The sequence below is a fragment of the Achromobacter sp. SD115 genome, assembly GCF_017355315.1.
Classification (GTDB): domain Bacteria; phylum Pseudomonadota; class Gammaproteobacteria; order Burkholderiales; family Burkholderiaceae_B; genus Achromobacter; species Achromobacter xylosoxidans_B.
In genome coordinates this window covers 1-13,823 of sequence record NZ_JADIJM010000031.1, presented here as the reverse complement: position 1 = coordinate 13,823, position 13,823 = coordinate 1, and the positions used below count along the sequence as shown (strand labels likewise).

Annotated in this window: 13 protein-coding genes and 1 tRNA gene; 11 read left to right on the top strand and 3 right to left on the bottom strand. The window is 63.9% G+C overall.

Annotation, left to right across the window (positions count from 1 at the left end):
- Positions 1–12: 12 nt before the first annotated feature.
- The 4 genes from pheT (at position 13) to IPU70_RS29640 (ending at position 3,570) form a co-directional block, all read left to right on the top strand.
- Positions 13–2,430 carry a phenylalanine--tRNA ligase subunit beta gene (gene pheT / locus IPU70_RS29655; RefSeq protein WP_207472716.1) on the top strand — a complete coding sequence of 806 codons (2,418 nt, stop codon included), beginning with the start codon at positions 13–15 and terminating at the stop codon, positions 2,428–2,430.
- A gap of 3 nt (positions 2,431–2,433) precedes the next feature.
- The gene (locus tag IPU70_RS29650) at positions 2,434–2,784 is read left to right on the top strand and encodes an integration host factor subunit alpha (protein WP_041653270.1); all 351 of its coding nucleotides are present in this window, start codon (positions 2,434–2,436) and stop codon (positions 2,782–2,784) included.
- A 57-nt stretch (positions 2,785–2,841) separates the two neighbouring features.
- Positions 2,842–3,273, top strand: coding sequence for a MerR family transcriptional regulator (locus IPU70_RS29645; protein ID WP_207472715.1), 432 nt, complete (start codon positions 2,842–2,844; stop codon positions 3,271–3,273).
- A gap of 220 nt (positions 3,274–3,493) precedes the next feature.
- Positions 3,494–3,570 (top strand) — tRNA-Pro (locus IPU70_RS29640).
- 186 nt (positions 3,571–3,756) lie between these two features.
- Here IPU70_RS29640 and IPU70_RS29635 read toward each other — a convergent pair.
- Complete coding sequence (locus tag IPU70_RS29635) at positions 3,757–4,194, bottom strand: acetyltransferase (RefSeq protein ID WP_207472751.1); 438 nt, start codon at positions 4,192–4,194, stop codon at positions 3,757–3,759.
- Between the two features lie 142 nt (positions 4,195–4,336).
- Between IPU70_RS29635 and IPU70_RS29630 the strand changes: the two genes are divergently transcribed.
- Complete coding sequence (locus IPU70_RS29630; protein ID WP_207472714.1) at positions 4,337–4,783, top strand: hypothetical protein; 447 nt, start codon at positions 4,337–4,339, stop codon at positions 4,781–4,783.
- Between the two features lie 87 nt (positions 4,784–4,870).
- The gene (locus IPU70_RS29625; protein WP_207472713.1) at positions 4,871–6,142 is read left to right on the top strand and encodes a rhomboid family intramembrane serine protease; all 1,272 of its coding nucleotides are present in this window, start codon (positions 4,871–4,873) and stop codon (positions 6,140–6,142) included.
- A 47-nt stretch (positions 6,143–6,189) separates the two neighbouring features.
- Here IPU70_RS29625 and IPU70_RS29620 read toward each other — a convergent pair whose 3' ends face one another.
- On the bottom strand, positions 6,190–7,098 hold the full coding sequence (locus IPU70_RS29620) for a LysR family transcriptional regulator (RefSeq protein WP_207472712.1): 909 nt from the start codon (positions 7,096–7,098) through the stop codon (positions 6,190–6,192).
- A 126-nt stretch (positions 7,099–7,224) separates the two neighbouring features.
- On the opposite strand from IPU70_RS29620, the gene IPU70_RS29615 reads away from it, so the two are divergent.
- The 3 genes from IPU70_RS29615 to IPU70_RS29605 all read left to right on the top strand — a co-directional run bounded on the left by IPU70_RS29615 (position 7,225) and on the right by IPU70_RS29605 (position 10,617).
- Positions 7,225–8,424, top strand: coding sequence for an amidohydrolase (locus IPU70_RS29615; RefSeq protein ID WP_207472711.1), 1,200 nt, complete (start codon positions 7,225–7,227; stop codon positions 8,422–8,424).
- A gap of 24 nt (positions 8,425–8,448) precedes the next feature.
- Positions 8,449–9,774, top strand: coding sequence for an MFS transporter (locus IPU70_RS29610; protein ID WP_207472710.1), 1,326 nt, complete (start codon positions 8,449–8,451; stop codon positions 9,772–9,774).
- A 90-nt stretch (positions 9,775–9,864) separates the two neighbouring features.
- A complete protein-coding gene (locus IPU70_RS29605) occupies positions 9,865–10,617 on the top strand; it encodes an SDR family oxidoreductase (protein WP_207472709.1) in 753 nt (250 codons plus the stop codon).
- A gap of 39 nt (positions 10,618–10,656) precedes the next feature.
- On the opposite strand, the gene IPU70_RS29600 is transcribed toward IPU70_RS29605, so the two are convergent.
- The gene (locus IPU70_RS29600) at positions 10,657–11,523 is read right to left on the bottom strand and encodes a spermidine synthase (RefSeq protein ID WP_207472708.1); all 867 of its coding nucleotides are present in this window, start codon (positions 11,521–11,523) and stop codon (positions 10,657–10,659) included.
- Positions 11,524–11,767: 244 nt separating this feature from the next.
- On the opposite strand from IPU70_RS29600, the gene IPU70_RS29595 reads away from it, so the two are divergent.
- Positions 11,768–12,706, top strand: a complete 939-nt coding sequence (locus IPU70_RS29595) for an SMP-30/gluconolactonase/LRE family protein (RefSeq protein WP_207472707.1) — start codon at positions 11,768–11,770, stop codon at positions 12,704–12,706.
- Positions 12,707–12,742: 36 nt separating this feature from the next.
- Positions 12,743–13,669: a 3-hydroxyacyl-CoA dehydrogenase family protein gene (locus IPU70_RS29590; protein ID WP_207472706.1), complete on the top strand. Its 927-nt coding sequence runs from the start codon at positions 12,743–12,745 to the stop codon at positions 13,667–13,669.
- Positions 13,670–13,823 lie beyond the last annotated feature (154 nt).

Genomic DNA, 13,823 nt, shown 5'->3' with positions numbered 1-13,823 from the left:
AGACGGCTGATCATGCAATTTCCCGAATCCTGGCTGCGTACGCTGGTCAACCCCGCGATCGCCACCGATGAACTCGCGCACCGGCTCACCATGGCCGGCCTGGAAGTCGAAGACACCGTGCCTGCCGCACCCGCCTTCAGCGGCGTGGTCGTGGGCCACATCGTCGAAATCGCGCCGCACCCCGACGCCGACAAGCTGCGCGTCTGCAAGGTGGATGATGGCTCCGGCGAGCTGCTGCAGATCGTGTGCGGCGCGCCCAACGCCTTCGCCGGCCTGACGGTGCCGCTCGCGCGCGTCGGCGCCGAGCTGCCTGGCGGCATGAAGATCGGCGTGGCCAAGATGCGCGGCGTGCAATCGTCGGGCATGTTGTGCTCGGCCCGCGAACTGGGCCTGTCGCAGGATCACGCCGGCTTGCTGGAACTGCCCGCCGGCATGACGCCCGGCCAGTCGATCCGCGAAGTGCTGGACCTGGACGACACGCTCTTCACCCTGAAGATGACGCCCAACCGCGCCGACTGCCTGTCCATCCTGGGCGTGGCGCGCGAAGTGGCTGCCCTGACTGGCGCGCCGTTGTCCGTGCCCACCGCCGTTGCCGTGCCCGTCACGTTGGACGAGCGCCTACCGGTCAAGGTCGAAGCGCCTGATCTGTGCGGCCGTTTCGGCGGCCGCGTGATCCGCGGCGTCGACGCCCGCGCAGCGACGCCCGACTGGATGAAGACGCGCCTGGAGCGCGCCGGCCAACGCTCGGTCTCGGCGCTGGTGGACATCTCCAACTACGTCATGCTCGAACTGGGCCGTCCGTCGCACGTGTTCGACCTGGACAAGATCCGCGGCGATCTCAGCGTGCGTTGGGCCCGCGAAGGCGAAACGCTCGAGCTGCTGAACGGCCAGACCGTCACGCTGGATTCCACGGTAGGCGTGGTGGTTGCGGGCGATCAGGTCGAAAGCCTGGCCGGCATCATGGGCGGCGAAGCGACCGCGGTCACGCTCGACACCCGCAACATCTATCTGGAAGCCGCATTCTGGTGGCCGCAGTCGCTCGCCGGGCGCGCGCGCCGCTACAAGTTCAGCTCGGAAGCCAGCCACCGCGGCGAGCGTGGCGTGGACTTCGCCACCATTCCCGAGCACATCGAATTCATCACGCGCCTGATCGTCGACATCTGCGGCGGCCAGGCCGGTCCGCTGGACGACCAGATCGTCAACCTGCCCAAGCGCGAACCCGTGCGCATGCGCCTGCCGCGCTGCCACCGCGTGCTGGGCGTGCCGGTCACGCAGGCCGAGGTCGCCAAGATCTTCGGCAGCCTGGGCCTGGACTTCAGGATCGAAGGCGATGACTTCATCGTCACGCCGCCTTCCTATCGCTTCGACCTGGAGCTTGAAGAAGACCTGATCGAGGAAGTGGCCCGCATCTACGGTTTCGAGAACATTCCCGTGGAGCCGCCCATGGCGCGCGCCAAGATGTTCTCGCAGCCGGAAATCCGCCGCGGCGCGCATGCGCTGCGCCGCCTGGCCGCCGCGCAGGACTACCAGGAAGTCGTGAACTACAGCTTCGTCGAAGCCGAGTGGGAACGCGACTACGCCGGCAACGAAACGCCCGTGCGCCTGGTCAACCCCATTGCCAGCCATTTGTCGGTCATGCGCTCCAGCCTGATCGCCAGCCTGGTCGCCAATATCCGTCACAACGCCAATCGCAAGCAGACGCGCGTGCGCCTGTTCGAATTGGGCCGCGTGTTCACGCGCGATGCGTCTGTTCAGGACGGTCCGCTGGAAGTGGCGGGCGTGCGCCAGCCCATGAAACTGGCGGGCGCGGCCTGGGGGCCGGCCGTGGAAGAGCAGTGGGGCGTGGCGACGCGCCAGGTGGACTTCTACGACGTGAAGATGGATGTCGAGGCGCTGTTCGGCGCGCGCGGCAGCCGTCTGCGTTTCGAGGCCGCGACGCATCCCGCACTGCATCCGGGCCGCGGCGCGCGCATCGAACTGGACGGCAAGCACGTAGGCTGGGTCGGTGAACTGCATCCGCGTTGGGCCCAGCAAGCCGACCTGGCGCATGCGCCGGTCGTGTTCGAACTGGACGCCGCAGCCTTGTCCGAAGGCGAACTGCCGCAAGTGCGCGAGCTCTCGCGCCAGCCCGTGGTGGTGCGCGATCTGGCGCTGTGGGTCGATGCCGACGTGTCTGCGCAGTCGATGCTCGACACCGTCTTCGCGACCGTCAAGGCAGATCCGCAGCTGACCGTGGTGCAGGACGCGCGCCTGTTCGACGTGTGGCGCGAGAAGTCCCAAGGCAGCGAGCCCGTCACCGAGAAAAGCCTTGCTTTCCGATTCTGGCTACAGGACACTGAGGTCACTCTGGACGAAGCCCGCGTGGCCGATTGCCTGGCCCGCATCAAGGAAGCCTTGGTAGCTGCGCATGGCGCTCGCCAACGCGCATGAACCATGGGGAACAGTATGCTTGCTGCCGAGCCGCGCACGTTGACCAAGGCTGAACTGGCCGAACTGCTCTTCGAGCGGGTCGGCCTGAACAAGCGCGAAGCCAAGGACATCGTCGATACCTTCTTCGAGGAAATCCGCGATGCCCTGGCGCGCGGTGATTCCGTCAAGCTCTCTGGTTTTGGCAATTTCCAGGTGCGCGACAAACCGCCGCGCCCTGGCCGCAATCCCAAGACCGGCGAGACCATCCCCATCGCCGCGCGCCGCGTGGTTACCTTCCATGCGAGCCAGAAGCTCAAGAGCGTGGTGGAGCAGGCAACGCCCGCAGCACCCGAAGCATCCGACGCCGAGGAGTGATACGCTTTGTCGGCAATTGTTATCGGCACCTGACGCATCGCGGCATAAAATCCCCTTATGACACGTACCGAATCCACCGTTACCTTACCGCCCATTCCCGCCAAGCGTTACTTCACCATCGGTGAGGTCAGCGACCTGTGTGGCGTCAAGCCCCATGTCTTGCGGTATTGGGAACAGGAATTCACGCAGCTCAAGCCGGTGAAGCGGCGCGGCAACCGTCGCTACTACCAGCATCACGAAGTGCTGCTGATCCGCCGCATCCGTTCCCTGCTGTATGAGCAAGGCTTCACGATCAGCGGCGCGCGCAATCGCTTGGGCGATGCGCGCGACGTGCCGCACGATCAGGACGCTGCAGTGCGCCTGTCGGGCGCGGAAATGCAAGCCTTGCGCAACGAGCTGGGCAACGTCTCGACGATGCTGGCCGAAGCCTTGGGCACGGCTGCAAACGTTGGCGGTGCAAGCGCCGGCAACGCCAGCCCTGCGGCTTGAACGCGGCGCATCGTCATTCCCCACATTGTTTGAACGCAGTACCTGCAACGCGCGGCGCAAGCCGCGCGTTGCATTGAGCAGTACCTCGCGCCGCGCGCATCGATGCGCATGCGGTTGATGCAATCGATGAACGCAGCGCGAAAATTTTTTTGAGTATTCAGCACTTTTTCTGCACGAATGCGTGCAAACAAATTTTTGTTCTGCTATACTCTTTTTCTTTCGGGGCGTAGCGCAGCCTGGTAGCGCACTTGCATGGGGTGCAAGGGGTCGCGAGTTCGAATCCCGCCGTCCCGACCAGTAGTTCCAAAGGCCGTTAGTGAGAAATCACTGACGGCCTTTTCATTTTGTTGGCCTGATTTCAGCGAGCGCGGTGCAAACGCGTTGCGCGAATGGCTGATAAAAAAAGGCCGTCGCAAAACGGCGCCAGAGTAAAGTTGTTATCCATGGAAAAAGCCACCCGCAGGTGGCTTTGTTTTCTTCCGATCAGCGCCGATACTCCAGATGGATCAACGGATACGGCCTGCCTTGATCATCAAGCGGCGAACGCCCCGTGCGCTTGAAGCCCATCCTTTCATAGAAACCCACCGCCTGGCCGTTCTGTTCATTGACGTCCGTCGTCATGTTGGGATGCAGCGACAGGCCATGCCGCAGCAGCGCGGCGCCTATGCCTGTTCCGCGGCAGGCGGGATCGACGAACAGCGCCTGCATGTGGCCGTCGTCGATCAGCATGAATGCCTGCGGATGGTCGCGGGCGTCGACCGCAAGCCAGAGCGGTACTTGCGGGAGAAAACCGCACACCATCTTGTCGATGGCCTGGCGATCCTCGGGCGATAGAAAGTCGTGCGTGGCGTCGACCGCGTTGCGCCAGATTTCGACGGCGCGTGCGCCTTCGTCGGGGCGGGAGGTTCTTATCGTAATCATCGGCGCAGCGTATTTGATTTCCTTTTGCGTCGTCAAATTGACGGCGATCGATTTCGCACCTGAATGGTATAAGTGCACGGCAGCGCAATTGCGTTGCGCTCGACGGTCACTGATAACTCCAGGCGGTCTGCGGATGAAGGTCATGAGAACACTTGCGGTGCTCCTATTGCTGACGCTACAGGCGACCGGCGCTGTCGCTGAAACGCAGGCGGACGCGTCGACCACGCGCGTGGTGCAGGGCGGCCGCTGGACCGATGGCGCAACCACGGGCGCGTACCGGATCGTCGTGGAAGAGGTCGGTTTCGAGCACGTCAGCTGCCGTGTCCAGATTCAATGGGTCGCTTCCACGGCCTCTGGCCGCCCCGCCAAGCTCGTTGCGGAACAGACCTTTGAGGAACTCTCGACCTCCTTCTGGAGTTGCGGGCAGGGCAAGCAGAGCGTGCTTGTCGCCGGCAATGTGCTGAAAGTGCAGGCCACGCACGCGTATTCCGGCGAACCATGCACGTTCACGGCCAAGCTCGGCAAGCCGGGCCAATATCAATACGCAGGGTGCGACAACGAGAAGCCGGTGCCAAAGACCGGCGGCTGAAACGCTAGCATCGCGCGCACGTCGGGGGTCCGCGGGCGGGCGCTACGCTTGGTTAAGATAAAGCCCACTCTTTGATATGCCTACCTGATGCCTCAATTCCAACGCATGTCCCTGCTCAAAAGAATATGCGTCAGCAAGATCACGCTCTTGCTGATCGCCTGCAATATCGCGGTGTACTGCGTGGCGGGCTTCCTGGACTCGCGCGCGTTCGAGAGCCTGAGCCAAACCTCGTTTCTGATCGATTGGGGCGGCAACGTACCGGCCTTGACCTTGTCCGGGGAATACTGGCGCCTGTTCACCAGCATGTTCCTGCACATCGGCTTCCTGCACCTGGCAATCAACATGCTGGCGCTGTGGTCGCTGGGGATCATCCTGGAGGCGCGCATGCGTTCCTGGGTGTTCCTGGGCGTGTATCTGCTATCGGGCCTGTGCGGCAGCCTGGTCACGGCGCTATGGCATCGCGATGAGTTTTTCCTGAGCTGCGGGGCGTCCGGCGCGATCCTGGGTATTTTCGGGGCGGCCATCGTCTACGGCCTGCATGACCGGCGCATGGGCCGGCCGCACATCCCGCCGGGCAATCTGCTGTTCAGCCTGGTGCTGACCTTCGGCGCGGGCTTTGCGTTCGACGTCGATAACGCGGCGCACCTGGGGGGCTTGCTGTCGGGGGCGCTGCTTGCGGGTATCGCGCTGTATGCCGAGCGCTTGCGGCCCATGACGGCGGGGGTGGTCCTGGCCGCCACCGGCGCGCTTAGCGCCGTGGCGTTGGCCGCGGTGACGCTCGGCAATCATGACCGCGGCATGCAGGAACAGCTTGCCGCCGCGCAGTTCGGGCGCACGCTGGGAAAGATGGGATTGCTGGGCTCGGCCCAGGCGCTGTGGAAAGCGTCATCGTTGGATGAGTGCATTGCCGGCGCGTTGTCCGCCGCTGCGCGCGACGGATCGCAGACGCCGGATCTGCGTAGCTGTGCGAAAGCCGGCGACAGGGACCAGGCTTTGTTGGCAAGGTTCATGCCGCTGCAGTACCAAAGCTGTCATGCGCAGATCGCAGGGTTGCGCCAACTCTACACGGGTGCCGCCATGCAAGAGGCGTTGACCGCGGCGGACCAATACTGCGGAATTCAAACACAGATCTATGGCGCGATCTTTCAAGCAGACGGTGGCGAACTCGATCTGGAAAAGGCGCGCGAGGCGCGTTTGAAGATGAACTTCCTGCTCGACCAGAGGGGCATGTACCGGACGGATTCAGCGCCATTGCAGGCGCAGGCAAACGCCCTGAAGCGCATGCTCCGCCAGCCGGGCGAGCTGGCCTTGGCAATCATCGGGCGCTCGGGTTGCCCGTACTGGAGCTGCGCGAGGTAGTTCGGGCCGCAGCGTGGCGGCAGAGCGCCATCGGGGCCTGTGGCCCTTCACACAAGGTGGCGTGCAGGGTCCGCGACATGGGTCGTGACGATGTCGATAAACCGCTCGAGCGGCGCCGACTGGTTGTCGGCCCGCCAGACCAGCTCCCAATGCTGGACCACGTCCAGATCGGGCAGTTCCTTGAAGGCGACCGTGGGCGGCGCGGCGCGCGTGGCCGAGTCGGGCAGAACGGTGCAGCCCAAGCCCGCGGCGACCAGGGTGAGCATCGATCCGACATCCACGCCCTGTATCGATGAGCGGGGCACGAATCCGGCCTTGAAAAAGCAATGGATCAGCCTGTCATGCCAGACGGGCGCTGCATTGCGCGGCAGCCAGATGAAGTCCCGGCCGGCGAGTTCGCGCAAGGACGTCGGGCCGCCATTGTCCCAGTGCCAGTCCGCGGGATAGGCGACCAGCATCTTCTCGGAGTAGATGGGGATGCCTTTGAACGCGGGATCGTCGAGCGGCCTGAACAGCGTGAATCCCGCGTCCAGCCTGCCCGTGGGCAGGAGTTCGATCTGCGCGTCCGAAAGCAGATGACTGAGCGTCAATGAAACCCCCGGGGCTTCCCGGCGGAATAACCGCAGCGCATCGGCGAGCAAGGAACGCAACGTCAGCATGACCGGCAGGGCGATGGTCAGGTGACCGATCTCGCCGCGTCCCGCGCGCTGGGCGCGCTCCATTGCTGCGGTTGCGTCGCCCAGCAGGCGGTTGGCGTCCAGGAGCAACTGTTTGCCCGCTTCGGTCAGATGGACGCCGCGGGTGGTTCGTTCAAAAACCGCTGTGCCCAGCTCTTCTTCCAATGCCTGGATCTGGCGGGTCAATGCCGGTTGGGCGATGTGCACCGACTGAGCCGCGAGACTGATGCTGCCGCGTTCGGCGACGGCAACGAAGTAGCGCAATTGCCGCAGATCCATGGCTATACCTTATTAGTATGACGGACATCGTTAAATAGCATTTTACGGCATGGTTACCGTGTCTCTACCATTCGGGCGGTAGTGAACATGTGTCGACAAAATCTTCAATAACGAAAACCCAAGCCCATGCCACAAGAAATCCTAGATCAATTGTCTGCGGACGCCGCCAGGTACCAGCAAATCCGCCACGACCTGCACGCGCATCCAGAATTAGGCTTCGAGGAACACCGGACGGCGGCGCTGGTTTGCGAAGAGCTGCGCCGGCTCTCCATCGGGTTCCATGCCAACATCGGCCGTACGGGCGTGGTCGGATTCATTCCAGGCCGCGAAACGAGCAGCGGGCGGGCGATAGGCCTGAGAGCGGACATGGACGCGCTCCCCATCCGCGAATGCACGGGGCTGGGGTACGCCTCAGCCGACGACGGAAAGATGCATGCCTGCGGCCACGACGGCCACGTCGCCATGCTGTTGGCCGCCGCCGCCTATCTGCAGCGCACGCGGAATTTCAACGGCGTGGTCTATCTGATTTTTCAACCCGGAGAGGAGGGGCACAACGGCGGGTTGGAAATGGTCAAGGATGGACTGTTCGAGCGGTTTCCCATTGAAGAGATATACGCGCTTCACAACTGGCCGGCGCTGCCTCTGGGGACGGTATCCATTCCGGTCGGGCCCGTCATGGCGGCGTCCGATCGCATCACGATCCGGATCCGGGGCAAGGGCGGCCACGGGGGGATTGCGCCGCAAAGAACGGTAGACCCGGTCCTGATCGCCGGCCATGTCATCGTTGCGGCGCACTCCATCGTGAGCCGCAACCTGGACCCGCTGGACGCCGGCGTGCTCAGCCTGTGCGCCGTGGCGGGAGGCAATCTGGCCGGCTTCAACGTGATTCCGGATGAGGTGGTGCTTACGGGCACCGCCAGATCGTTGCGGCCGGAAGTGCAGCAGGTCCTGCAGGCCCGCCTGCGCGAAACCGTGGAAAGCGTCTCGAGAGGGCTGGGCGGATCGGCGACCCTGGACTATGAGCCGAACGTGCCGGCAACGGTCAATACGGAACCGCAGACCCGCCTGGCCAGGTTGGCGGCGCAGGACGTGGTGGGCGAACAGCATGTCGTCCGACATCCGGTGCCCAGCCTGGGCGGGGAGGATTTCGCCTACATGCTGCGCGAGCGGCCCGGGGCCTATCTGCACCTGGGCACGGGCGATCCGGATCATGTGCACGGGCTGCACACCTCGCACTTCGATTTCAACGATGCCGCCATTCCCATTGGAAGCGCGGTGCTTTCCCGGATAGCCGAAAGAGCGCTGCCGCTGGACAACAACAACTAGGTAGCAGTTGGGAGGAGACTAGACATGAAAAATGCAAAAAAGAAGAGCGCCCCGCGCTGGTTGCAATTGACGGCGGCGATATTTGGCAATGCGCTCGAATGGTATGACTTCGGCGTGTTCGCGGCGATGGCATTCATCATTGCCAAGGTGTTCTTTCCGGAAGCGGGCGAACATACCGCGCTGTTGCTGACGCTGGCGACGTTCGGAGTCGGTTTCGTCACGCGCCCGATAGGCGGCATTGCCATCGGCATGTACGCGGACCGCAAAGGCAGGAAGTCGGCGCTGCAGCTGATCATTGCATTGATGACGGTGTCCTTGCTCATCATGGTCTTTACGCCGTCGTACGCGACCATAGGCGTCGCCGCGCCCATCATGATCGTGCTGGCCCGCCTGATGCAGGGGATTGCGACCGGGGGCGAGTTCGCATCGTCCACTGCCTATCTCGTGGAGGCCGCGCCCAGGAACAAGAAGGGACTCTATGGCGCGTGGCAGATGTTCGGCCAGAATCTCGCCAATCTCGGAGGCGCCGCCACGGGGTTTCTGCTGACATCGATCTTCACCGAGCAACAGCTGCTCGACGGCATGTGGCGCATTCCGTTTGTCGTGGGACTGCTGATCGCGCCGCTGGGATGGTGGATCAGGCGCTATCTGGACGAGCCCGAAGAGTCCGCGGCGTCGCTGCGCAAGGGGGAGACGGTCAGCCTGGCAGCCATGTTGGGCCGTTATCCGCGGTCCATCGCGGCCACGCTGTGCCTGACCACGTGCGCCACGGCCTCCGTCTATACATTCATCATCTATCTGCCGACTTTCGTGACCCGCCAGTTCGGCTTCGCGCTGCATGACGCCTTCACCGCGCAGGCCATCGGGCTGCTGGCGCTGATCGTCATCATTCCAATTTCCGGCGCGATATCGGATCGCCATGGAAGAAAACCGGTGATGCTGTCGTTTCTGCTGCCCTACGCAATATTGATGTATCCGCTGTTCTCATGGGTGCAGTCGACGCCGACCTTGCCGAATCTGATCGTCGCATTCACCGTGCTGAGCATACTGCTGGGCGGTTTTCTCGGACCGTTCGCGACGGCGCTCGGAGAACAGTTTCCGACGAACGTGCGCTCGGCCGGGTTGGCGGTTTGCTACAACATCGCCGTCATGATTTTTGGCGGATTCGCCCAGTTCATCGTCACCTGGCTGATCCAGGCCACGGGGATATCGCTGGCGCCCGTGTTCTACAGCCTTGCAGGCGGCGCGCTCGGTGTGCTGGGCTGCCTGTTGATACGGCCTGCCGATGATGCCAGGCAGGCGGCTCAGGAGTTGCCAGGAGGGATGGCGCAGCGCGGATCAGTGGCGTGACATGCCGCGCGTGGACAGCAAGAAACGGGACGACAAGGCGCGCTCGCATTTATAGGATGCAGGCATTATTCATGCTTGGAGCTGACGCCGATGTCTTTATCTCTTGCTGGAAAGGTCGCTTTGGTGACGGGCGCCTCATCGGGTATCGGACGCGCGACCGCGTTGCTGCTGGCGGCCCAGGGCGCGGCGCTGGTGCTGACCGCGAGACGCCGTGAACTTCTGGAGCAAGTGGCGGGCGAGATCAGAAGCGCCGGTGGGCGGGCCTGCGTTTCGGCCGGCGATGCCGCCAGGCCGGAAACGCACAGGCAAGCGGTGCAGGATGCGCAACGCGAATTCGGCGGCTTGGATATCGCGGTGAACAATGCCGGCACCATCGGACCCGTCAAGCCGCTGGCGGAAGTCGCCCTGGACGAATGGGAGCGCACGCTGAGCGTCAATCTCACCGCGGCGTTCCTGGGCGCGCGCCATCAGATCCCGGCCATGCTGGAGCGGGGCGGCGGCGCCTTGGTCTTCGTGTCCAGCTTCGTGGGGACTAGCGTGGGCTTGCCCGGGATGGCGGCATACGGGACGTCGAAAGCCGCGCTGATGGGATTGGTCAAGGGCATCACGGCAGACTACGGTGCGCAAGGCATCCGGGCCAACGCGCTGTTGCCCGGCGGGGTGGACACGGAAATGGCCGGGAGCCAGGAACAGAAGGACTGGGCAGCGAACCTGCACGCCATGAAGAGAATCGCGCGCGCCGATGAAATCGCTTCGGCGGCGCTGTTCCTCGCGAGCCCGATGGCGAGTTTCGTCACGGGGTCCGCGCTTTACGCGGACGGGGGCAACTCGGCGGTGAAGTGAGCCTGCGGCCGATAGGCCGCAGCCTGGCGCCGGCGTCGCTCAATCGCGTAATACGGGCGCTTCGCTCGCCGCCTTTTCCCTGCGCTCGAACATGCTCAGGGCCTCCTTGGGATCCACGCCCAAGGGCCCGAGGCTGGCGTCCAGCGCCGCGGCATTGCGGGCCAGTTCATCGCGGCCGGGCAATTCGCCATTGACCGCCATGATGACCCGGTTGCCCGTTTGCAAATTGAAGAATGCTCCAAAAACCGCCGCATAGGTCGCCGACTCGCGCGCGTACAACTGGCTCTCGGTGAACGTGTTGGCCACCGCCACGCCGCCCGGCGCGAGGATGCCGCGCACGTGTTGCAGGAACTCCAGCGTCATCAGGTGTTCGGGGATGTAGTCGACGTCGAACGCGTCGAGCATCACCATGTCGTACTCCAGGCCATCGCGATGGGCGCGTTCGATGTAGGCGCGGCCATCTTCCACGTACAGGCGCTGCCTGGGGCCCTGCTGGTAGCCGAAGTAGCGCGCCGCAACCTTGCCTACCGCAGGATCGATTTCCACGGTATCGATGACGGTATCGGGCAGCAGCGCGGCCAGGGTCTTTTGCAGCGTGGCGCCGCCCAATCCGATGATCAGGATGTTGCGCGGTTTGGGATTGATATAAAGCGCCGTCATCATCATGCGCGTGTAGGAAAACACCAGTTGCCCGGGATGCTCGAGGCTCATGCAGGTCTGGCGGCCGACGTCGTGCATGGAGTTGAAGTTCATGCAGCGCTCGCCGTTTTCCTCGAACACGAGCAATTTGCCGAACTGCGAATCTTCGCTATGGATCAGTTGGGGGCCGCCGTTGCCGCGCAGCAGCAGCAATGCCGAGCCGGCAATGAGGAGTACGAGAACGGTGCGGATGGCAAGACGGAGCATGGAGCGGCAGCGGCAAGAGGGGACGCATCATCTTATCGTGCCTCTGAGCGGTCGCGCGGTTGCTTGACGTATGCGCGCGGACCCGCAAGACCTATTAGCCCCTTGGGGACGGGAAAAATCAACTATCGTTTTTTTTGAAAATCTTGTTCGATATATTTCATTTCCTTAAATGCTCGGCTCTCCTTAGAATTTTGTTCGAAACGGGACGCATAGATTCCCGTCCAGAAAATCAGAGGAGACCCGCATGTTCTACGATCCCGTCCCCAGGATTCAGGCCAACGTCCACGCCCGGCTGCCCGACGAGCTGAAGTGGCAGGGCCAGGACCTGAACGAGTGGGTCGCCGGCCAGCCGCAAGGCAATCCGCCGCGCTCGCTGCTGGAAGGGCCTTCCTTCGGGCCGGACGGCCTTCTGTATTGCGTGGACGTCATCAACGGCCGCATCCTGCGCGTCGATGCGCGCGGCGAATTCGAGCCGCTCGTGCAATACGACGGCTGGCCCAACGGCCTCAAGTTCCACCGTGACGGCCGCATCTTCATCGCCGACTACAAGCACGGCATCATGCAGTTCGACCTCGAGCGCCGCGAGGTGCGCCCGGTGCTGGAGCGCTACAACATCGAGCGCTTCAAGGGCGTGAACGACCTGTTCTTCTCGGAAGCAGGAGACCTCTATTTCACCGACCAGGGCATGACCGGCTGGCAGGATCCGACCGGGCGCCTGTTCCGCTTGCGGCCGGACGGGCAGCTGGATTGCCTGCTCGACTGCATACCCAGCCCCAATGGCCTGGTCATGGATCTGCACGAGCACGCGCTGTATGTCGCGGCGACGCGGGCCAATGCCATCTGGAAGGTGCCGCTGTTGCGCAACGGCCAGGTCGGCAAGGTCGGCACCTTCATCCAGATGTCGGGCGGCGGCGGCCCCGATGGCCTGGCGCTGGATGCGCAGGGTGGCCTGTGCATCGCCCACGTGGGGCTGGGCACCGTCTGGTGCATGGATGCGCTGGGCCAGCCGGCTTTGCGCATTCAGTCTCCCGAGGGGCTGCACACCACCAACCTGGCCTTCGGCGGACCCGCGGGGCGCACGCTCTACATCACCGAGTCCAGTTCGGCCAGCATCCTGCGCGTCGACCTCGATGTGGCGGGCAAGCCCATGTACCTGCCGGCGCCGGCCGCGCAGGCCCTCTGAGTAAGACATTCTCCAATTACCAAAAGGACAGAACAGATGGATCAGGCAATTGTGCTGGGCGCGGGCACCATGGGGGCCGACGTCGCCGCCGGTTTTCATGCGGCGGGCTGGCGCGTGTGGTTGGTGGAGCCCGATGCGGCCGCGCGCGCAGCCGCGACGCAGCGCGTGAACGCGTCCAGCGAAATGATCGGCGGCCGGGCGGATGCGGATCGCATCGCGACCAGCGCAACCATGGAGGAAATCGACTGGAGCGATACCCGCATCGTGGTCGAGTGCGTGCCGGAACTGCTGGAAACCAAGCGCGCGGTGTTCGCTCGCCTGGAACAGCTGGCGCCTGCCTCCATACCCTTGACCAGCAATTCGTCGAGCTTTCCGATCAGCGCCATCGGCGAGGGCTTGCAGACCCGCGCTCGCATGGTGGGCCTGCACTACTTCATGCCCGCCCACCTGGTGCCCGCCGTGGAAGTGATACGCGGCGAGGCGACCGATGAGACCATGGCCCAGGAAGTCAGCCGCATCATGCGCGATACCGGCAAGAAGCCGGTGCAGGTCAAGCGCGACGTGCCGGGATTCCTTGCCAACCGCATCCAGCACGCGCTGATGCGCGAGGCGATCGCGCTGGTCGAGGAAGGCTTCGCGTCCGCCGAGGACGTGGACACTGCCGTGCGTTACGGGTTCGGGTTCCGCTACATCGCGGCCGGCCCGCTGCTGCAGAAGGATCTGGCCGGCATCGACATCCATTGCGCGGCGGCCGCGACCATGTACCCGCACCTGCGTACGGACGACCGGCCCAGCGCTCTCATGCGCGAGCTGGTCGAGCAGGGCAACATAGGCGTCAAGTCGCCTTCCCTGAAGGGCTTCTATCAATGGACGCCGGACCGCGTTGCCCAGGAGCAGCGGCGCTACCAGGTCGCCTTGGGCAAGGCCATGCAGATCTTGAAGGATGAGGAAGCGCTGGCCTGACGCAGGCTGCTGCGGGACTGAACTGACCCTCGAAAGTTGGACGTAAATCCAACTTTCGGGGGCACCTCAGCGGGGCGGCAGGGCTTTGAGCTTGCGGATGTCAGGGTTCTTTAGCCGCCGAGGCTGCCCTGCGCCATTCCGATGCTCGCCCCGC